Here is a 19,101-nt window from a genome sequence, read left to right as displayed (position 1 = left end):
CATTACTCGGTAATATTCAATTTAATATCAAGGTTTAAGTCTTTTGTGAAATCTCGTTTATGTAAGCCTTTCACGTTAACGGATAAAGATCCTGTATATTCACCAATAGGTAAATCTTTATTATCATCAGCGATAAAACTCACACGTAACTCGCCATAGACAGGACGCATATAACGGCAATAAGCGGCATTGTTCATTATTGTCCACCCACATCCCATATAGCGTTCACCTCGCAACATAACAGTTTGTTGTTGTCCGGTTTCAGTATTGGTCACATCTACTTTCAAACGACTGTAACCACGATTATAACGACGCCAAACCACTCGGTTACGACTCATTTTATGATCAGAAAGATAATATACAGTGCCGTAAACATCTTTTTCATAACGAGGAGAGACGTAAGGTGTTGAATCAGTAATGACTCCGTCACTTGGTAGTGCAGAAGTAATAGCGATATTTGTTGCAACGGTTACTTCATCAGAGTAAGAGCGGTTATAGAGACTTTTTACCATTAAACTAAAATCACCACTGTAAGTACCTATGGGCAATTTCGGATTATCTGCTTGAATAAATTCTAGTTTAAGTTGACCTAAGTTCGGTGCAGGGTAGCACCATGCACTGTTATTAATACGTCCCCAGCCGCAGTGGGTTTTACGTTGACCTCGCAACCAAACTTCATGTTCTGTATTATTTTCTCTTTGGGTTAATACAACAGAAAATTTGGTAATATTTCGTGGATAACGCCAAATAAAACGAGTCGGCCCAGAAACAACGTTGTCGCCCTTAACATAATAAACAGAACCTCGTACATCTTGTTCTAAAGGATCGGTTTCTATCGGTGCTTCTTGGGTTAATAACCATGCTGGTTCTTCAATTGGCGGTTCATCTTCAATGTCATCTATGGTTTTTAATACAGGAACGACTCCTTTTAACCAATCAATATGTAAAGCAATAGGGACGTGACCTGAATATCCATATTGCCAGCCATACCACCATGATGAAATACCGACAGCAACAGGGTGTTCATTACGTTGTTGCCAAATGGCAGAGCCACTATCACCTGGGCTTGCAAATGCCCATGAGTCTGTATTCTCAACTGCCTGATTAATTAAGCAGTCTTGATAATAATAACGAATGTGACCTTCACCATGTCGCTTACCAATATAGGCAAGTTGACCTAATGAACGTGAACCGAAGATACCAAATCCTGTGAAGGTAGTAGGGTTAAGTAGTAAATCTGTATTTAAATTATTATCGACAAACGGCTGCTTAATGACGTCACCATTTACATCTAAAGGGTCGGAGACTTTTGGAATTTTTGCTACCGCTATGTCGTTACTGCATCCAGTAAAGGTACGAAAATAATTAGTTGAAATACCTGCAGCAATAATCGTCCCATCTTGTTGTTTAAATGAGACATATTGACCTGAATACTCTGTTGAATCAGAACCTGATAAACAGTGTGCAGCCGTTAATACATAACTATGAGAATCATCACTCCCGAGCCATGTACCTGAACAATATCCGCTACCAATCACTAATCCAACAGAGAGAAATTGTTCAGCATTCGCATTTTGTTCTAATACGCTACTAACATTATTGGCGACAGTTGGATCTAAATTTCCTCCTAATTCAATGTATTTGCTATCGTTAATACCTAATGAATAGGCAGAAGTTGAAAACAACAGGGTAAGACAGCATATATAACGACTTAAAAAATGATAACTATTCATGACGTTAACCAGCCTAAAACTGTGTAACTTAAAGAGTAGATTGTTAATAAGGAGTCATTTTTATCAAAAATAAGACATTGTCGGTGGCACAACTCATGCCTAACAATATTCTTTGTGTTTTGAAGCTGATAACATGATTGGAAATATTTCGACGATAGAGACATTCATGTTACGCAGTATTTTAATCACAACAGTCTTCGTATTTATGGTGGGTTGTAGCTCTCATCAAGCACAAGAACTAGGGCTAGGTGGTGGGCAAGTTAATGGCTATGCGCAAAATATGACAAATGCTCAATTGTGCAGCATTTATTTAAAAGAACGGACGTCTAATCAAACACGAGCAGCTATTGCTTCTGAATGGAGTCGTCGCGGGTTAAGTCGAGCATATTGTAAAGAAAAAGCCAATGAGTGGTATCTTACCAAATTCGCAAAATGGCTAACGCTACAAGATACTGAGAAAAAATAAATAGTATTCTATAAGAGAAAGGCCTCAATTGAGGCCTTTTTTACTTAATCGATATTGGGTGCTAATGGACTGACGTATCCATCAGGTTTTAAAGCCAATAAATCACAATTTAAACTATCAATCGTATTTTCAGCGGTATTCCCTATAAAGACGGCTGATAAACCAGTACGACCTGTTGTTCCTAATATAACTAGCTCTGCTTTTATATCTTCAGCCACTTGAGGAATAATATCTTCTGGTAAACCTTCAAGTACATGGGTTTGTTCTTCACTAATTCCATATTTTTGACGGAGTGCTTTCATTGTAGTTAAGTGATGACCACGTACGGCATCGGTATAACTCGCAGGATCAAACTCTGGTAATTCAATCGTAATATTTACCGGTGTTGCAGGGTAGGCATTAACTAAATTAACTTCGGCATTAGCAATAGAAGCAAACGCTAATGATTCTTTGACGATTTTATCGTTAAGCTCATCGTGAGTTTCATCATCGGTAGAGATATTGACGCAACCTAATACTTTGCCGTGTTCAGGCCAGTTATTACCTTTAACTAAGAGAACAGGAATAGGGCACTTACGAAGCAGATGCCAATCTGTTGGTGTGAAAATCACAGAGCCTAAACGATCATGTTCATGAGTGGCTTTGACGAGTAGATCAATGTCTTGGCTATATACATCAGCAATGATGGCTTCATAAGGACGATTATGCCAAACCACTTTAATTTCTATATCTATACCTTGTTCTAAATAAGGCTGAACGATTTCCTTTAACCACTCTTCTCGCTGCATTACCACACCGCGACGCATAGCATCACGCTCGGCTGACGATAACATTGACGTCATTTCATAAGAAAAATCATAAATAGCTAAGAAAATAATAATTTTTACATCTTTGCTTATTTTGGCAAGATGAACAGCGCGCGAGATCGCAGGTTGTTGTTCTTTTTCAGGATCAGCGACGACTAAGATATTTTTATACTTTTGCATAATGCCTCCTTTACACAACTGTGTAGGCAATCTCTTGATAAGTTTAATTTAAAACAGGTATAACAACGGCTATGTACTTAGATATCAAGAGAATAAATAAATCCTTATAAATACTGTAACCTAGAATAGAAAGATATGGGAACGATAATAGAGAAAATTATGTAAACTTTGATACGCTGGACAAATAAATATAAGAAATAGCGGATTAGCGAAATAAAAAAGCACCGTATAAACGATGCTTTAAATTTAAAAAGGATAGGGTTAAAACGATTATTGTGGAGGTAATGTGTTGCTTTTAGCCACACCAGCAAGACGAGCTAACTCATCGTGATCAATAATCGTAATGTATTTACCTTTTACACTTAACATCTCAGATTTCTGGAAACGACCTAATAAACGACTGATAGTCTCAACAGTTAAGCCTAAGTAGTTACCAATATCACCGCGTGTCATTGTTAAACGGAATTCACGTGGAGAAAAACCGCGCTGAGAAAAACGTAGTGATAAGTTATATAAGAAAGCGGCGAGACGTTCTTCAGCATTCTTTTTAGAAAGCAGCAAGATCATTTCCTGATCGCCTTTAATCTCATTGCTCATTAAGCGCATGATTTGTTGACGAAGTTTTGGCATTTTACCAGAGAGATCATCAAGGATTTCAAATGGGATTTCACACACCATTGATGTTTCAAGTGATTGAGCAAAACTTGGATGCTGCATTTCATTGATCGCATCAAAACCTACTAAATCACCCGCAAGATGGAAGGCAGTAATTTGCTCGTCACCTTGTTCGGTAATGGTGTAGCTCTTAATGGTGCCAGAACGAATAGCATATAACGATTTTAACTCGTCACCTGCTTTGAATAGCTCCTGACCTTTTTGGATCGGTTTTTTTCGTTCTATGATTTGATCCAGTTGGTCTAGCTCAGACTCATTCAGCGTGAAAGGAATGCATAACTGACTAATACTGCAATCTTGGCAGTGAATTGCACACCCGCCTGATTGGATACGTTTTGTTGTAAGCTTGTCTGAAATCATATGCCTGTCTAACCAATTTGATGTAGGTCAATATTTTAACATATTATGAAGCATTATTACGAGTAATAAAAAGGTCACAATATTTGTTTGATTGCTATATAACCAGTTTGAATGCCATAAGCCATTAATAATAATGCACTAACACGTCTAAAATAGAGGTTCTTTAGCCATATTTTTAACTGTGTCGCAAAACCGCCAACCGCTAACATTGCAGGTAATGTACCTAACCCGAAAGCAAGCATTACTATTGCACCATTTAGAGCACTTCCAGAAACAGCTGCCCATGTTAAAGTTGAATAAACTAAACCACAGGGGAGCCAGCCCCAGAGAAAACCAAAAGGCAAAGCTTTTATCGGCGATTTAAGGGGGAGAAATGATGTGGCTAGCGGTGAAATATATCGCCAAGCAACTTGCCCAATACGTTCAAGTTTGTTTAATCCAAACCACCATTGGCCAATATATAACGCTAAAATAATCATCATAATTGCTGCTAAAAAGCGCATGAATATCAATGGGCTATTAGAGCCATTAATGGTAGCAACACTCGCAAGCATTGCGCCTATAATTGCCCCCGCAACTATATAAGCGACTAATCTTCCAAAATTATAATTTAATAGATAAATCCAACGTTTACTGTTTTTTGTGTTTTCTGGCATACCAATTGTGATCGCAGCAGCAACGCCACCGCACATACCAATGCAATGGCCAGCTCCCATTAAGCCAATTAAAAAAGCAGCATAAAAATCTAAATTAACCATTCCTGCTATCTTTATCGTTACGTGTTTTTTTTTCTATTGATTCAGAATTGGAAACTGCATTTTTATGTTTAGTATCATCTTCATCGAACAAAATATCGTACCCACGACGTTCTAAATCATCAAACTGCTCGCTTTTTACTGCCCATAAAAATATACCGATAGCAATACAAACAAAAACAATGGCGATTGGTATTAATATGTAAAGACTTTCCATTTATTTTAATAACCTTAAAGAATTTGATACAACGATGATTGAGCTAGCTGACATACCTACAACGGCAAAATAGGGCGCCACCAATCCCGAAACAGCCAGAGGTAGGATTATCAAGTTATAGCCAAGCGCCCAAGATAAATTCTCACGAATAATTTTTCGAGTCTTTAACGCTAAAGTATGGGCTTCTAAAATACGTCCTAATTTATCGCCAAGTAGTACCATATCTGCTGAAGATTTAGCTATATCTGTCCCACCTCCCATAGCGACAGAAAGATGAGCCCCAGCGAGAACGGGGGCATCATTGACCCCATCACCTACCATTAATACTAAGTCATCTGCTGATAGTTCATTTAAATATGCTAACTTTCCTTGTGGTGTTTGATTAGCAATAACCTCATCAATATTCAGTTGTTTAGCAACGCCATTAGCATGAATAGTATTATCACCTGTTAACATTGTGACTTTAATACCATGTTGCTGGCATTGTTTAACTAAAAGAGCACTTTCTTGACGGATTGGGTCGTCTAATTGAAATGCTGCAATAGGTTGCTGGTTGCAAGTTAACCATACTGAGAATTCATTACTATTTTTAAACGATTTACTATTTTCAATATCGGTAGCAAAGTCATATTTACCAATGCGCCACTCATCACCATTTAGCGTTGCTTTTAAACCACAGCCAATCACATTTTCGACATTTTCAAAAAGTACATTTTGTTGGCGATGTTGGCTAAAAGCTTGAGCAATTGGGTGATTGGCGAAACGCTCTAATTCCGCAGCAATCATCAACGTTTTTTCTTGATCTATGTCTCCGAACGTACGTGTTGCAATTAAACGAACATTACCTTCAGTTAAGGTGCCTGTTTTATCTAATACCAGCCGATTAACTTTACATAGTGTTTCTAATACATGCCCTTGACGAAGCAATACCCCTAATTTACTAAGTGTAGACGTTGAACAGGTAATAGCCGTTGGTGTGGCTAATGATAGGGCACACGGACAGGTGGCAACTAAGACAGCTAATGTGATCCATAATGCATCATCAGGTTGATTTTGATACCAATAATACCAAGTGCTAGCTGCGATAATCAGTATTGCGGCCACAAAATAGCGTGCTACATTATCGGCGATCTCTGCCACTTTAGGTTTTGAGAGCTGAGCCTCATCTTGTAAGCGTACGATATTAGAGATAAGTGAGTCATTTCTATTGACTGTAACTGTCATTGTGACATTGGCATCACCGTTAATCGTCCCTGCATACACCTTATCTCCAATCGCGCGAGTTACAGGCACTGACTCTCCCGTTAACATGGATTCATTAACGGTTGTTAATCCTTTATTTATTTCACCATCTGCAGGGAAGTGCTCCCCTGGCAATATAGTGACAACGTCACCTATTTTAAGCGTTTTTGCTACAACTTGCTCTCCATTAGCAAGTGTTGCCATATTTGGCATGAGTTTTAACAAATTTGCACTGGCGGCCGCTGCTTGTCGACGGGCACGCATTTCTAAGAATCGACCGAGAAGTAAAAAGAACGTAAACATTGAAATTGATTCAAAGAAAACTTCGCCTTTTTCCATCACTGTTGCGTAAAGGCTGGCGCCGTAAGCAAACAATAATGCTATCGAAACAGGTACATCCATGCCTAATGTGAAGGCTTTTAGGCTTCTCCACGCATTAATGTAAAAAGGGAGTGCTGAGTACAGTAAAACGGGGGTGGCAAAAATCAGGCTTACCCAACGGAGGTAGTTTTTAAACTCAGCATCTAGATCGCCAAACACTTCAAAATAGAGCGCAAATGCAAGCATCATAACTTGCATGGTAGCAATGCCCGCAATACCTAGCTTATACAAATATTGCTTCATTATGTTGTGGTATTGCTGCTCTTGGGCATCAGCTTCAAAAGGAGAGGCTTGATAGCCAATTTTATGAATAACAGACAGTAAATGGCTAAGTTGTACTTGCTCTGGATCCCACACCAGTAATGCACGGTGGGTCGTGGTATTCACACGAATGGAAATAACACCATTTTCGCGTATTAATTGTTTTTCAATTAACCATGCGCAAGCAGCACAGGATACACCTTCAACAGAAAGGGATACCTCACTGAAATTTTGATCTGTCGTCCGTACAAAGTCTTGCTGAATATCTACGTGATCATAAAGGGAGAGAGACTTAAGCTGTTCGGGGACTAAATCGGCTTTTTCGGCTGGCTCAGTTCGGTACTCGTAATACGAAGTAAGGCCACTTTGAACAATAGTTGTTGCTACTGCTTCACAGCCAAGACAACACATAGGCCGACGTTTACCTAATATCTCGACTTCAAATTGGCTACCGATAGGAACGGGATCACCACAGTGGTAGCATTTATCATGCACATGCTTGTCTATTGTCATTCCTTACTCTGTCCGTACAACGAAATCGAGGGGGATGTTAGAAGGTCCACCAAATAGTGAGTTGTTTTTTCAAGTCCCCCAATCTAAATTGAGAGTGACATTTATGTCCTGATTGATAGATATGTGCGCGTCAATATTTAAAACATAAGCCACACGTAAACGAGAACGATCTATGATTGCTTTACTTTTGTATAGTAATCATCAGCGACTAAATCAACTTGATTATTAGAAAAATATAAACAGCCGTTACGTTATAAATAGAACGTAGCAATCTAGACCATCAATAATTATGTCCTAGAACATATAGAACCACGACTTAGGTAGGGGATCATTTATCTTACGAATACAATCATATTTATTGTGTTATCAAAGCGTTGGTCTAACGTTTACTGACGACTCATTAAACAAGATTAAAATTGCTTTTTTTTTGTAAAAGTGGCATTTTCATTGCGCATAATACTTGAGTTAACACATTTTTACAGGTGGGATGACCACATTACATTTACGCTTAAGTAATATTATGTGAATATTTTTAACTCTGTAAAACAGGAATATTTGTAAAAATGGCAGCAGAAAAACTAACCCGTGGTCGTTTAATCCAAATAATAGTATTGATGACTATATTAATTTCAGCTTTTATTTGGAGAACAGTGACATATACATCTCCCGAGGGCGAAGATGATATTAAGGATGGAGTAAAAATATGTCAATTAGATACAACAAATTGTCAGTATTTGTTAGATGATAAGAACGTGGACGTACAGCTATTAACAAAAGATCCATCTGCACAAGCACCTATTCAATTACAAATAACTAACATAGATGTTAAGCCGTCAGCTACTGTTTCAGGTGTTTCAATGAATATGGGAACGGTACCCATTGTATTTACGCAGCATAATAAAAACACTTGGGTGGGAGAGTTTACCGTTCCTGAATGCACCCATAACCCAATGGTTTGGGCCGTAGATATAACGGCTAAAAACACGACAATGAGCTCTCAATTTACCGTCACTAAATAATATTAGAAATAGCACTTCTTAAAATGAATATTTATTGAAGTGCTATTTACTCACAATAAATCATTTTCTTTGTCATCCCACCATCCACAACAAAATTTTGTCCCGTTATAAAACCTTGGCTACACAGTAAAAAATCAACCATTTCAGCAATATCATTTACGTTTCCAACTCGTCCGGATAAATGCTGATGATGATCGATATCTCGTAATTGATTCGTATCTGTATTGATCCAGCCTGGTGAAATACAGTTTACTTTTATATTGGGAGATAAACTCACAGCAAGTGCATGAGTTAATGATACCACTCCACCTTTACTTGCAGCGTAAGCTTCGGTGTTTGGTTCAGATTGTACATATCTTGTTGAACTCATATTTATGATGTGCCCTTTACTTTCAATAAGTAAAGGTAGGCACTGCTGACTCATGACTAAAGGGGATGTTAAGTTAACATTTAAAATATGGTGCCATTCATCTAACGGTAATTGGTGTAAAGGAGTATTATACGGATTGGAAATCGCGGCATTATTGATGAGACCATCAAGCCGTCCAAATTGACATTTAACCCAATCTAACGTGTTTTTAATCTCAGATATTTGAGTAACGTCTGTTAAACGAAACCGAATACGTGGTTCTTCATCAACTAAATCATATCCGGCTTGCTCATTGATATCTAACGCGACGACGATAACGTTTTTTTGTGCCAAATATTTACAAATCCCTTTGCCTATACCGTTAGCACCACCGGTGACAATAACGACTTTATTTGAGCTTAAATCCACTTTAATAATCCTTTACTTACAAATCTTTGCAACATGATACGACAAGATAAGCTAATCTAATAAGAGGTAGGTAAAATTCTGACTTAAAATGTGCAAATAACTGATAATATTAATCACGAATTAATTCAAGGATGAGTCTATTGATATGGATATAACAACAAGTTACTCAATACAATCTTCATCTTTCGAAGCTATTAATGAAGCTATTGATAAGCTTAATCTAAAAATTGCAACGCCTTCTTTATTGCTTATCTATTATTCTGAAAATTATGACATTAATATTTTCCAAGCTGAGCTTGAAAAATCATTTCCTAATACAGCTATTTTAGGTTGTACATCATGTCAGGGTTTTATGACAAATGAGGGCTACTTTAGCGGAACAGGTTTAGCATTATGGGCGATTAATGATTATCACGGAGCATATGGCACAGCTATAATTTCAAATTTTGAAACGCCTTATGAAATGGCAAGGCAAGCAACATTAAAAGCGATTCATAATAGTGGTCGAGTCGGCGAGTTACCATCTCTAATTTTATTACATGCAACACCGGGTTATGAAGAACAAGTTATTCAAGGTATAGAGAAAGAGTTGGGCTGTACAGTTCCTATTATTGGAGGATCAGCAGCTGATGATTTCATTGCAGAGAAATGGCAAATATTTAACGTTGAACAACAAACGGGTCAGGGAATAGGTATCGCTGTTTTTTATCCGACATGCGAAGTAAGTCTATCATTTCATTCGGGCTATGCTAGTACTGGTTTATCAGCGATAGCAACCAAAGTTGAACATCGAGAAGTTATAGAACTAGACAATAAACCTGCAGCAGATGTTTATCAGCAATGGATGAAGATTCCATTTGATACTAACAGCAATATAATCAGTGAAAGCAGTTTAAACCCTTTAGGGCGTTTTGCTGGAGAATATTTCGATTTACCTTATTTTAAATTAGCTCATCCCGCACATATTACGCAGCGCAAGGGCATCGAAATGTTTGCTGAAGTAAAGCAGGGGGAACGCTTGTACTTTATGAACGGCACTGATGAACGACTAATTTCTAGAGCTAGTCGAGTCGTTAAAGCATCGAATGGTAATAAGCTGAACCCAATAGGTGGAATTACGATTTTTTGTGCCGGATGTATGTTAAAAATAAAAAATCGCATGGATGATGTTGCTATCGGTGTAAATATTGCAATGTTAAATAAGCCTTATGTTTCTCCATTTACATTTGGTGAGCAGGGGCAATTCATCAGTGGTGAAAATGCGCACGGTAACTTAATGATTTCAGCAGCTATTTTTCATAAAGGGTAGGTTGTTAATACTATGATAAGTTCTGAATCTGAAAAGCTACAAGAAACAGTCATTGATTTATTACGCAGTCAAGAGCGAGAAAGCCAATTACAAGATGAGAATGAAGCCATCTTAGAAGGCATCTCGGCAATGGCGGGTGCGAATGATAAACGTCAAGTTTTCAATAGTTTATTAGAAGTCCTACGCAAGTTTATAGGTTTTGATCAAGCGCTAGTTCTTACTCGAGAAGACGAACAAGAAATGCTTGATGTGCTGGTCAGTACTGATAATCGTTTTGGTACAAACTCTTGGCTAATGGAAAGTACATTTAGACGAGCAATCAATGGTGAATGCATTGCGCTATATTCACCTAAAGATATTGTTGAATTTAGTACACAATCGATTGAAGCCTTAAATGATTACAGTTCAGCATTATTAACGGGAGTAAAAGTAAGCTCTAGTGATGCTGTTATGATTTTAATGAGCCACGATAAAAGTCAGTTCACACCAAGATGTAGGCGAGTGCTTAATAGATTTAGACCATTGCTTGCACGTGCGATCATTGATATAGATTATCGCGAAAGGTTGCAATCCTTAGTTGCAGCTCGAACACAACAACTGACATTTAGTCAGCAGCGATTTAAAGATTTTGCCAAAACAGCAGGTGATTGGTTTTGGGAAATTGATGTTGATTATAACTTTACTTACATTTCAGAACCTCAAGTCGCTAATACACAAATTTCCTGTGATAACTTTATAGAATTCTTCAATAACTACCCATTATTCCAAAATAAACTGACGAGTAAACTCTCACAGCAAGTTGTATTTGAAGACTTAGAATGGAATCTTAGCGTTGATAATACAGAGCAGTGGTATAGCTTTAGTGGTACACCTTATTTTGATAAGTATGGAAAACTACAAGGGTTTCGAGGAACTGCTAAAAATATAACAAGTAGAAAAAAACGTTTATTTGATTTACAGGAAGCACAAAAACAAGCAGAAACGGCCAACAAAGCAAAATCTCAATTCATAGCAATGATGAGTCATGAGATACGAACACCACTTAATGCAGTATTAGGTTTAATGGAATCGCTATCTTTATCTGGCTTGAATAATAAGCAAAATCTTTGGTTATCACAGATGGACCAATCAGCACATTTATTGCTGACTATTATCAATGACATCTTAGACTTATCAAGAATAGAATCGGGGAGTTTTAGGCTTTTCAATAGCGATATTAATGTTGTGGAAAGTATAAGACTTGTCGCTGATCAATTGGCACCACAAGCGACTAAAAATAATGTCCAATTTCAATGTGAAATTGACGATGCAATCCCAAAACAAATCTACGGTGACAAAAATCGAATTGCTCAAGTGTTATTTAATTTAATCGGTAATGCTGTAAAGTTTACGAGCATCGGTTCGGTTCGTGTTGTTGCTCGTAAAGTTGATGACAATATTGAAATAGCAGTCATCGATACAGGTATTGGTATAGCTAAAGATGCGCAAGCAAATATCTTTAATCCATTTCATCAAGCGGATGGAAGTATCACTCGTCGTTACGGTGGTACAGGTTTAGGTCTAGCGATTAGCCAGCATTTAATCGAAAAGATGAACGGCACAATATCACTGGAAAGTGAGTTAGGTACAGGAAGCTGTTTTAAAATTTCTATTCCTATTATTTATCCATCATTAAAGAGTTGCGAAGCCGACATCAAATTTAAAAACAAATCGGATTGCTCGTTAAATATTTTGTTAGCCGAAGATAGTAATACCAATCAGTTGGTTGCTAAGTTGATGTTAGAGCGACGAGGACATAAAGTTGCGATAACTAATAACGGAAAGGAAGCGATAAATGTACTGTTACAGGGTCACAATAAGTTTGATTTAGTGCTAATGGATATATCTATGCCGATATTAGATGGCTTAGAAGCAACAAAACAGCTTAGACAGAGAAAAATTAGTATACCAATCGTCGCATTAACCGCGAATGCGATGCAAAGCGACCAGAAAATTTATCATGATATTGGTATGGATGGTTTTTTAGCAAAACCAATCTGTTCAAACGAGCTAGATGCGTTGCTGGAAAAATACCAAGAACTGAAAGAAAACCAGCAGTCAGAAAGTACGATCTAGAGATTCGTATTAATCGAATCTCTAGTAATTAACAGCAAGCTTTAAGTACAAGGCAAACTGAACATTTGCAGCAGTATTTAAAATTGATGTTAATTACCTATTTTATGGTAAATAGCCAATACTGTTAAATACAACAATAAACCCTCAGCAGAGTAGAGATATCAGGTATGGAGGTAAGTAAGATAAGATTAGATATAGTTACAATAACACCTTATTTAACATAATATACATAATGCGCACTTAAGTATAATATTGAAATAATGGTGATTTGGCTTGGTAGATTTGTTGCTTACTGAGTTTTAAGTGCTTCAAGCAGTTCGTCCATACCACTATCAAATTCAGGTGCACCTCGATAACTTGTAATTCCATGATGCTCATGTGCAAACTTCATTGTTGCTTCGGCTGACTCGAATAGCCCCTAAATCTCAAACTGATGTCCTTCGATAACTTTTGATAAAAACCACATGCCGATTTTAAATGTATCGTTGGTGCTGCGCTGTACATCTTCTACATTCTCGGCTGTGATATTTGAAACCATCGCCTGGATTTGGTTGTGATTATCGTAAGAAAAATATTGGACACTTTAGTTGTCATTGTTAGTTCACCAGAATTGATTTGTAGTTTTCAATGATTTCTTGGTCAGCATCTATTAATGATAATATCCGAGTTAAACCAAGCGATTAACACCACAACAATTATCAATCCCTAGCGTTTAAGCTCTAGAGACCAAAAATTAATAACGGTAAAGCTCGATCTATCTAATGTATAAAGTCCAGCTTTGTAAGCTTGGTCTTCTTCAGATAAGATTAATTTCATTTTGATAAACTAGAAAATGTAACCCAAGGTCTGATGGTGAGTAACAAACGCTTAGATAAGGTAGTGAAATTTTCTTAAACGAAATAGCTGAAATACAACCAGCAAAAGAAAACGTGACTTCCCTACTCTATAACTCAATTTATCCCAACTAGAGTTACCTTAAAGGAGACATTTAATTAGAGAATAAGGAGGACATTTTGAAATAGGAAAACATAACTACGATGTTATTTAACTTGGTCGCTTTTTGTAATTACTTGGTTTAAATTCTCCAACCAGTTCGACCATGTAGTCGCTAAATTCATGTGTTTCAATACTATCAACGAATAAAAACAAGCTTTCTTCTTTCAGCTGATTAATGGCTAATTAAACAGAGAGTTACACTGATATAACCATCAAATAAAATAGTTACACCGTCACTCGTATCTTTTAATGCTTCTAAATTAGTCGTTTTCACTATCAATTTGATTAAAAAACAGAAGAATTTATATACAAATGATAATATGCCAAGCATATAGTTGCATCAATATAGAATTCGATACCTTTTTTGTATAAAATAGCCTCTCTTTTGAGTAGTTATCCCCTTTGACAACTCTATTATTGATAAGTAAATAATGAACGATGAAGTAAACAATGGAGTCGAACGTTTTGGTCGTTTTGATGTTGATTATTCGCGAAGAACGATCACTCGTATAAGTGATAATGCTGTTTTAAAAGTGTCACGCTCAGAGACTCATATCTTTGCTTTACTAGCAAACACCGCAAACAATACTGTGCATAGAGAAACATTACTAAAAGAGTGTTGGCAAGGAAAAATAGTCACGAATAATTCGTTAACTGTAGCGATAAAAAACCTTCGTACCTCATTTAGTAAAATCGGTGAACATAATATCATCACAACGGAGCCTAAACTTGGTTACTCAATTAGGGAAACCTCACTAGCTGACGATGGTTCTCACCCGCCTCTGGCAGAAGATATTAGTAAACATATAGAAGCACATGAAATTGCAGAAAAGTTAGAATTACAAGAACATCAAGAAAGCGTCATTGAGAAACAAGTAATTACTGAGAAGAAAAAAAACAGCTTATTCAATAAATTAAATACATTCAGTCTATTTGATTTTCTGATTGTTACCTTTTTCTTTTTAGCAACTTTATTTGTCTGCTACCAGTACTTATTTTTTGTTAATACAACAGATGTTGATGGTATATCTGTTAATTATAATGGTGTTGAATTACCAAACCCTGTGATACAGGCAATCATTGATCATAAAACAGGCGACATTAGTCAATGGTACGCATTCCCTATCGGTGGATTATGTGAGCGTTATAAATTAATAGGTGTGCATAATGAGCACTATGTTGACTTAACTTCACAAGTGAACCAGGAGCAATGCGATGCTTAAAAAAGCTTTCCTTGGTATATTCTTAGCTCTATTGTTTATTTTTTCACAAGCGATTTTTAATGCTATCAATACACAATCGACATATTTGTTTACTAAGGAATACCCTGCTTTTGGCTCTGAAATTATAAAAGTTAACCTAAATGATGGACGCATTAAGATTAATGTAATTCGAAAAAATAAAGAAAATAGAGTTATTTCATCATCGTTATTTAGCGGTGTATTTCTTAAAATTCAAAATCATTATTACACGTTCGGTATTAAGCGATTAAATAAAAGTCGTGAAGTAGATTTTACATTTAGGAACTTTTATATTGACTCTCTTCGAACAAAAGAAGCTGTTTATATCTCAGATGACAGAGGCATTCTAGAGTTAGATTCAGGTAAGTCTATTTATCTAAGTAGCTTATTACTTGGTCAAAAGATTCGATAAACGTAAGCCGGTGTAAACCGGTTTATTTTTAGATAAAAAATAAAGTTATAGTGCGTTAGATTAATGCGGTTTTAATTAAAAGTTGATATATTATAGAGAGTTAAGGAGTATCTAATGGCAATAACAATCCGTGATATCGATAAGCATTATTATATGATTGAGTCTCTTAAATCATTAACAAATAGTAATGTTACGACCAAAGCTCTCATAAACGGTGGCTATTTAGCCGTAGAACTAGGGCAACAATTAGAAGAAGAACGTCTAAAAAGAATAAAGGCAGAGAGTGAACTTCAGGAATTAAAGCAAAAGTTTTCATCTTATATCAAAAGTAAAGAAGAGTTATTAGACGCACTAAAATAGATTGAATAACAAGTTAAACTAACCTTTAACTTGTTATTATTCGCTTCACTTCGCACAAATTTTCAACTCATCAAATCGCGTTGATTCATCATATTCTCGGCTAAATGAGAAATTCGTATAACTCGCAATACAAATTTCTGCAGTATAAGAGACAATACTTCCATCAACAAGATGTCCACCTATCACCTGCCCTTTTTTGTCGGCTACTGATATATGAAGATGGACATGCTGTGATGTTAATGTCCCTGATAAGGTAAGAATTTCTAGAGGGCCTAAAACCTCTATTGTCTTAGATTCATCAGCCAAACGTATAGCTACTTTAGACAAGCAACCAATACCAGAGAGTAAACTTCCTGCTTGGATCTTATTATCTTGTACAAAGTGAAGAATACTTTTTTTAAGATCTGCACCTTGGGTTAATCGAAATGCGTATGGAATAATCACAATTGACTCTTTTAAATAGCAAGTGTAATAAACACTTTATTACACTTGCTTCCTATTAAGCACGTTTACCCTTTTTAGTTGAATGAGAGCTATGAGGGAAAACATTACGAATTCGTTGCTTTGTTTTACTTGGAATATCCTTTGAAAAATCAATTTTTGTAGTGAATCGATTTTTATAAACTTTGATATGGCCACTAAAAGGTGTTTTATGTGCGATTTCTTTACACGCTGTTTGAAAGCCAGTAGGTACACTCCCTTTCGTTTTTATTAGGTCGCCATTTTCAAATTTCAAAACCATAATAGGACGATCTTTAAAGACGATAAAAATAACAACTACTGCTAAAACAAGTACATATTCCATTTGCTTACTCCTTAAACGTAACCTTTAAAAGAACAGCAACCACCAAAAAAACGTTATTTATCAAAGGATTCAATGTTTAGTAGTTCTGTCAGGTTATTCTTGATATCACTAACCTGTTTGTTAGCTAGCTCTGTTCGGTTACTTTCACTGATCAAATATTCGATAGTATCGGATAATGTAGAACCTAACTCTTGCGATTTTTCTGCCAACTTTTCCCAAACACGGAAATCTAAGTCGATTGATTTCTTACGTGTATGTACTTGTTCTGCATTAAAATGGCGTTTCCTTTTTGCTCGAATAGCTTGCTTTAGTTTATTTTCAAGCGCCGGAGACATATTAGAACTTATCCATTCAATCACTTTTGTTGGTTCATGTTCTATATCTAAAAGAGCCTCAACAGCAGCTTCTGCTTCACTGCGATCAATAAAGCGTGTAATTGATTCGCCTTCCTTATGTTTTTTTACTAAATAAGCCCATTTCCAACCGGCTTCAAGATTTTCAAGCTGCTGATATTTCATAAAATTACTATTTTCTCATCGTCAACGAAAAACGCGTTACAGTGTAACCCTAGCATTCTTAAATAACAATCATCTATATAGAATAACCGATTGTTTTTATGAAACATAAATATAGCTCATAAGTTTCTATTATGAGCTCTTTGATTGTTTTATACTGCTTACCTTTTCACAGTAACAATAGAAAGCTAAATTTATGCATGAAGAATCTTGGCGTACAATGTTTCCTGATTATAGCCAGTACCAAACAACTCTAGATCATTATAGTAATCTTGAACCCGCGACAGTTGGTACTCTTCAACCTCGACTATCAGATGCCGTACGCCGCTTCAGCGCGCTTAATTTACAGCCTCGTATTCTACGTATTACGGCGCCTGATAACACGTTGTATCGTGACTATATTATTGAACTCATAAAAAAATACCAATCTCAAAGTAGTAATAATACATCTAGCTCACAAACGAGTGAAAATGAGCAACCCATCATCATCGCGGGTGATGATATTACTGCTGAAAAACTATTTGGCGCTGTCTATCCTGCTCTAGAGTCAAATAGTCTAGCAAAACCAAGCGTTAAACATGGTTTACTGCACCAAGCGAATAATGGGTACTTGATTTTATCAATCACCGCCCTTCTAAGTAATCCATCGTTATGGCCGCGTTTAAAAAGCGTACTAATGGACGGCATGCTAGATTGGGAAGCGGCTAACAAAAAAGTACTATGCCCATTACCAGCAGCTGAAAAAGTAAATGTTAAACTGGTAATCATTGGTGATCGCCACTTAATGGCAGAACTTGATCAGGCAGAACCAGATCTTGCTGCTGGTTTTGCTATGTATGGTGAATTTGAACAAGATCTCTTATTAAACGAATCCAATCTTGAAGATTATCTTCGTTATATAAAGGCGATTATTACCCATCATAAACTACCAGACTTGGCTGATACTGACGCTGTAACTGCACTGCTATGTGCCGGTGCTCGTTATGCTGAAGATCAAACACGCTTACCACTTTGTTTGCTTTGGCATCTAAATCTATTATCTGAAGCAAGTATAGAGACAGACGGTAAAGTTTTAACAGCTTCAAATATTAAAGCATCACTTCGCGCTAAAGAGTATCGTGAGTCTTATTTACCAGAACGCGCTATTGCTGATATTCACCATGGCCAAGTCCTTATTGCTAGTGAAGGTAAAGAAGTCGGTCAGGTTAATGGTTTAACCGTAGTTGAAATGCCAGGACACCCAACAGCTTATGGCGAACCTGCTCGTATTTCTTGTGTGGTTCACTTTGGTGATGGCGATATTTCTGATGTTGAACGTAAAGTTGAACTGGGCGGAAATATTCATGCGAAAGGTATGATGATCATGCAAGCGTTTGTTGCAACAGCGCTAGATTTAGATCAAGCCCTACCTTACTCAGCATCCATTGTTTTTGAACAGTCATACTCTGAAGTAGATGGTGACAGTGCCTCTCTTGCAGAACTCTGTGCATTAATGTCTGCATTATCTTCACAGCCTATTAATCAGCAAATAGCGGTAACCGGTGCTGTTGACCAGTTTGGCCGTGTACAAGCTGTTGGTGGGATTAATGAAAAAATCGAAGGCTTCTATAAAGTGTGTGTTCATCGTGGTTTAACTGGTAATCAAGGTGTTATCTTACCAAAGACTAACTTGAGCAACCTTTGTTTAAATGATGAAGTCATTGAAGCAATCAAAGCCAAACAGTTCCACATCTGGGCAATAGAGAACGTTGATGAAGCGATCCCTCTTTTAACGGATAAGCCATTCCGTAGCGAGAATGATGAAGATGAAACTATTTTATCTTTGATTGAAGAAAGAATTGATTATTTTCACCATGGTGACCTTTCAAATGAGATTGGTCTGTTAAATCGCCTACGTTTACGTATATCTAACTGGTTTGTCCAGAACTGATCCGAGTTGTTTAGCTTACACGTGTAAGCTAA

Annotated in this window: 19 protein-coding genes; 8 read left to right on the top strand and 11 right to left on the bottom strand. The window is 36.8% G+C overall.

The genetic code is table 11. The annotated features are described in order from the left end of the window. Window positions 1-2: 2 nt before the first annotated feature. On the bottom strand, window positions 3-1,733 hold the full coding sequence (locus BTO08_RS05575) for a trypsin-like serine protease (protein WP_105060232.1): 1,731 nt from the start codon (window positions 1,731-1,733) through the stop codon (window positions 3-5). Between the two features lie 133 nt (window positions 1,734-1,866). Here BTO08_RS05575 and BTO08_RS05570 point away from each other — a divergent pair, with 133 nt between their 5' ends. Then, window positions 1,867-2,199: a hypothetical protein gene (locus BTO08_RS05570; RefSeq protein ID WP_242446235.1), complete on the top strand. Its 333-nt coding sequence runs from the start codon at window positions 1,867-1,869 to the stop codon at window positions 2,197-2,199. Window positions 2,200-2,243: 44 nt separating this feature from the next. Here the strand turns inward: BTO08_RS05570 and uspE are convergent, their stop codons facing one another. The 5 genes from uspE to BTO08_RS05545 form a co-directional block, all read right to left on the bottom strand. Then, a complete protein-coding gene (gene uspE, locus BTO08_RS05565; protein WP_105060230.1) occupies window positions 2,244-3,185 on the bottom strand; it encodes a universal stress protein UspE in 942 nt (313 codons plus the stop codon). Window positions 3,186-3,455: 270 nt separating this feature from the next. After that, on the bottom strand, window positions 3,456-4,220 hold the full coding sequence (locus BTO08_RS05560; protein WP_105060229.1) for an FNR family transcription factor: 765 nt from the start codon (window positions 4,218-4,220) through the stop codon (window positions 3,456-3,458). A 74-nt stretch (window positions 4,221-4,294) separates the two neighbouring features. After that, window positions 4,295-4,978: a sulfite exporter TauE/SafE family protein gene (locus BTO08_RS05555; protein WP_105060228.1), complete on the bottom strand. Its 684-nt coding sequence runs from the start codon at window positions 4,976-4,978 to the stop codon at window positions 4,295-4,297. Next, window positions 4,971-5,192 (bottom strand): cbb3-type cytochrome oxidase assembly protein CcoS, encoded by a 222-nt coding sequence (gene ccoS, locus BTO08_RS05550; RefSeq protein WP_005367844.1) that lies wholly within the window; start codon window positions 5,190-5,192, stop codon window positions 4,971-4,973. Before ccoS ends, BTO08_RS05555 begins: the two co-directional genes overlap by 8 nt. Next, window positions 5,193-7,589: a heavy metal translocating P-type ATPase gene (locus BTO08_RS05545; RefSeq protein ID WP_105060227.1), complete on the bottom strand. Its 2,397-nt coding sequence runs from the start codon at window positions 7,587-7,589 to the stop codon at window positions 5,193-5,195. Between the two features lie 563 nt (window positions 7,590-8,152). On the opposite strand from BTO08_RS05545, the gene BTO08_RS05540 reads away from it, so the two are divergent. Continuing rightward, entirely contained in the window at window positions 8,153-8,608 is a 456-nt protein-coding gene (locus BTO08_RS05540) for a hypothetical protein (RefSeq protein WP_105060226.1), read from the top strand. A gap of 46 nt (window positions 8,609-8,654) precedes the next feature. On the opposite strand, the gene BTO08_RS05535 is transcribed toward BTO08_RS05540, so the two are convergent. Next, a complete protein-coding gene (locus BTO08_RS05535) occupies window positions 8,655-9,386 on the bottom strand; it encodes an SDR family oxidoreductase (protein WP_105060225.1) in 732 nt (243 codons plus the stop codon). Between the two features lie 145 nt (window positions 9,387-9,531). On the opposite strand from BTO08_RS05535, the gene BTO08_RS05530 reads away from it, so the two are divergent. Both BTO08_RS05530 and BTO08_RS05525 read left to right on the top strand, forming a co-directional pair. Continuing rightward, complete coding sequence (locus BTO08_RS05530; protein WP_105060224.1) at window positions 9,532-10,695, top strand: FIST signal transduction protein; 1,164 nt, start codon at window positions 9,532-9,534, stop codon at window positions 10,693-10,695. A 12-nt stretch (window positions 10,696-10,707) separates the two neighbouring features. Further along, window positions 10,708-12,810, top strand: a complete 2,103-nt coding sequence (locus tag BTO08_RS05525) for a hybrid sensor histidine kinase/response regulator (RefSeq protein ID WP_105060223.1) — start codon at window positions 10,708-10,710, stop codon at window positions 12,808-12,810. Between the two features lie 705 nt (window positions 12,811-13,515). Here the strand turns inward: BTO08_RS05525 and BTO08_RS22540 are convergent. Beyond that, window positions 13,516-13,626 (bottom strand): single-stranded DNA-binding protein, encoded by a 111-nt coding sequence (locus BTO08_RS22540; RefSeq protein ID WP_105060222.1) that lies wholly within the window; start codon window positions 13,624-13,626, stop codon window positions 13,516-13,518. A 611-nt stretch (window positions 13,627-14,237) separates the two neighbouring features. On the opposite strand from BTO08_RS22540, the gene BTO08_RS05515 reads away from it, so the two are divergent. The 3 genes from BTO08_RS05515 (at window position 14,238) to BTO08_RS05505 (ending at window position 15,819) form a co-directional block, all read left to right on the top strand. Further along, window positions 14,238-15,029, top strand: coding sequence for a transcriptional regulator (locus BTO08_RS05515; RefSeq protein WP_105060221.1), 792 nt, complete (start codon window positions 14,238-14,240; stop codon window positions 15,027-15,029). Beyond that, window positions 15,022-15,459: a hypothetical protein gene (locus tag BTO08_RS05510; protein ID WP_105060220.1), complete on the top strand. Its 438-nt coding sequence runs from the start codon at window positions 15,022-15,024 to the stop codon at window positions 15,457-15,459. Before BTO08_RS05515 ends, BTO08_RS05510 begins: the two co-directional genes overlap by 8 nt. 114 nt (window positions 15,460-15,573) lie before the next feature. Then, window positions 15,574-15,819 carry a hypothetical protein gene (locus tag BTO08_RS05505; protein WP_105060219.1) on the top strand — a complete coding sequence of 82 codons (246 nt, stop codon included), beginning with the start codon at window positions 15,574-15,576 and terminating at the stop codon, window positions 15,817-15,819. A gap of 45 nt (window positions 15,820-15,864) precedes the next feature. On the opposite strand, the gene BTO08_RS05500 is transcribed toward BTO08_RS05505, so the two are convergent. Genes BTO08_RS05500 through matP form a run of 3 tightly spaced genes read right to left on the bottom strand, consistent with a single transcriptional unit; the run spans window position 15,865 to window position 17,142 of the window. After that, window positions 15,865-16,263, bottom strand: a complete 399-nt coding sequence (locus BTO08_RS05500; protein WP_105060218.1) for a PPC domain-containing DNA-binding protein — start codon at window positions 16,261-16,263, stop codon at window positions 15,865-15,867. A gap of 55 nt (window positions 16,264-16,318) precedes the next feature. Next, window positions 16,319-16,624 carry a DUF3634 family protein gene (locus tag BTO08_RS05495; RefSeq protein WP_105060217.1) on the bottom strand — a complete coding sequence of 102 codons (306 nt, stop codon included), beginning with the start codon at window positions 16,622-16,624 and terminating at the stop codon, window positions 16,319-16,321. Between the two features lie 53 nt (window positions 16,625-16,677). Continuing rightward, window positions 16,678-17,142, bottom strand: a complete 465-nt coding sequence (matP, locus tag BTO08_RS05490) for a macrodomain Ter protein MatP (protein ID WP_105060216.1) — start codon at window positions 17,140-17,142, stop codon at window positions 16,678-16,680. 193 nt (window positions 17,143-17,335) lie between these two features. Between matP and BTO08_RS05485 the strand changes: the two genes are divergently transcribed. Beyond that, window positions 17,336-19,069: an AAA family ATPase gene (locus BTO08_RS05485; RefSeq protein WP_105060215.1), complete on the top strand. Its 1,734-nt coding sequence runs from the start codon at window positions 17,336-17,338 to the stop codon at window positions 19,067-19,069. The last annotated feature ends 32 nt before the right edge of the window (window positions 19,070-19,101 follow it).

The organism is Photobacterium angustum (assembly GCF_002954615.1).
Lineage (GTDB): Bacteria > Pseudomonadota > Gammaproteobacteria > Enterobacterales > Vibrionaceae > Photobacterium > Photobacterium angustum_A.
The sequence above is the reverse complement of the archived record's forward strand: the minus strand, read 5'-3'. Positions and strand labels throughout refer to the sequence as shown.

What these genes read in the sequence shown, in the direction of transcription:
- BTO08_RS05575 (WP_105060232.1), bottom strand. Translation starts at nt 1,733, where the DNA reads ATGAATAGTTATCATTTTTTAAGTCGTTATATATGCTGTCTTACCCTG.
- BTO08_RS05570 (WP_242446235.1), top strand. Translation starts at nt 1,867, where the DNA reads ATGATTGGAAATATTTCGACGATAGAGACATTCATGTTACGCAGTATT.
- uspE (WP_105060230.1), bottom strand. Translation starts at nt 3,185, where the DNA reads ATGCAAAAGTATAAAAATATCTTAGTCGTCGCTGATCCTGAAAAAGAA.
- BTO08_RS05560 (WP_105060229.1), bottom strand. Translation starts at nt 4,220, where the DNA reads ATGATTTCAGACAAGCTTACAACAAAACGTATCCAATCAGGCGGGTGT.
- BTO08_RS05555 (WP_105060228.1), bottom strand. Translation starts at nt 4,978, where the DNA reads ATGGTTAATTTAGATTTTTATGCTGCTTTTTTAATTGGCTTAATGGGA.
- ccoS (WP_005367844.1), bottom strand. Translation starts at nt 5,192, where the DNA reads ATGGAAAGTCTTTACATATTAATACCAATCGCCATTGTTTTTGTTTGT.
- BTO08_RS05545 (WP_105060227.1), bottom strand. Translation starts at nt 7,589, where the DNA reads ATGACAATAGACAAGCATGTGCATGATAAATGCTACCACTGTGGTGAT.
- BTO08_RS05540 (WP_105060226.1), top strand. Translation starts at nt 8,153, where the DNA reads ATGGCAGCAGAAAAACTAACCCGTGGTCGTTTAATCCAAATAATAGTA.
- BTO08_RS05530 (WP_105060224.1), top strand. Translation starts at nt 9,532, where the DNA reads ATGGATATAACAACAAGTTACTCAATACAATCTTCATCTTTCGAAGCT.
- BTO08_RS05525 (WP_105060223.1), top strand. Translation starts at nt 10,708, where the DNA reads ATGATAAGTTCTGAATCTGAAAAGCTACAAGAAACAGTCATTGATTTA.
- BTO08_RS22540 (WP_105060222.1), bottom strand. Translation starts at nt 13,626, where the DNA reads ATGAAATTAATCTTATCTGAAGAAGACCAAGCTTACAAAGCTGGACTT.
- BTO08_RS05515 (WP_105060221.1), top strand. Translation starts at nt 14,238, where the DNA reads ATGAACGATGAAGTAAACAATGGAGTCGAACGTTTTGGTCGTTTTGAT.
- BTO08_RS05510 (WP_105060220.1), top strand. Translation starts at nt 15,022, where the DNA reads ATGCTTAAAAAAGCTTTCCTTGGTATATTCTTAGCTCTATTGTTTATT.
- BTO08_RS05505 (WP_105060219.1), top strand. Translation starts at nt 15,574, where the DNA reads ATGGCAATAACAATCCGTGATATCGATAAGCATTATTATATGATTGAG.
- BTO08_RS05495 (WP_105060217.1), bottom strand. Translation starts at nt 16,624, where the DNA reads ATGGAATATGTACTTGTTTTAGCAGTAGTTGTTATTTTTATCGTCTTT.
- matP (WP_105060216.1), bottom strand. Translation starts at nt 17,142, where the DNA reads ATGAAATATCAGCAGCTTGAAAATCTTGAAGCCGGTTGGAAATGGGCT.
- BTO08_RS05485 (WP_105060215.1), top strand. Translation starts at nt 17,336, where the DNA reads ATGCATGAAGAATCTTGGCGTACAATGTTTCCTGATTATAGCCAGTAC.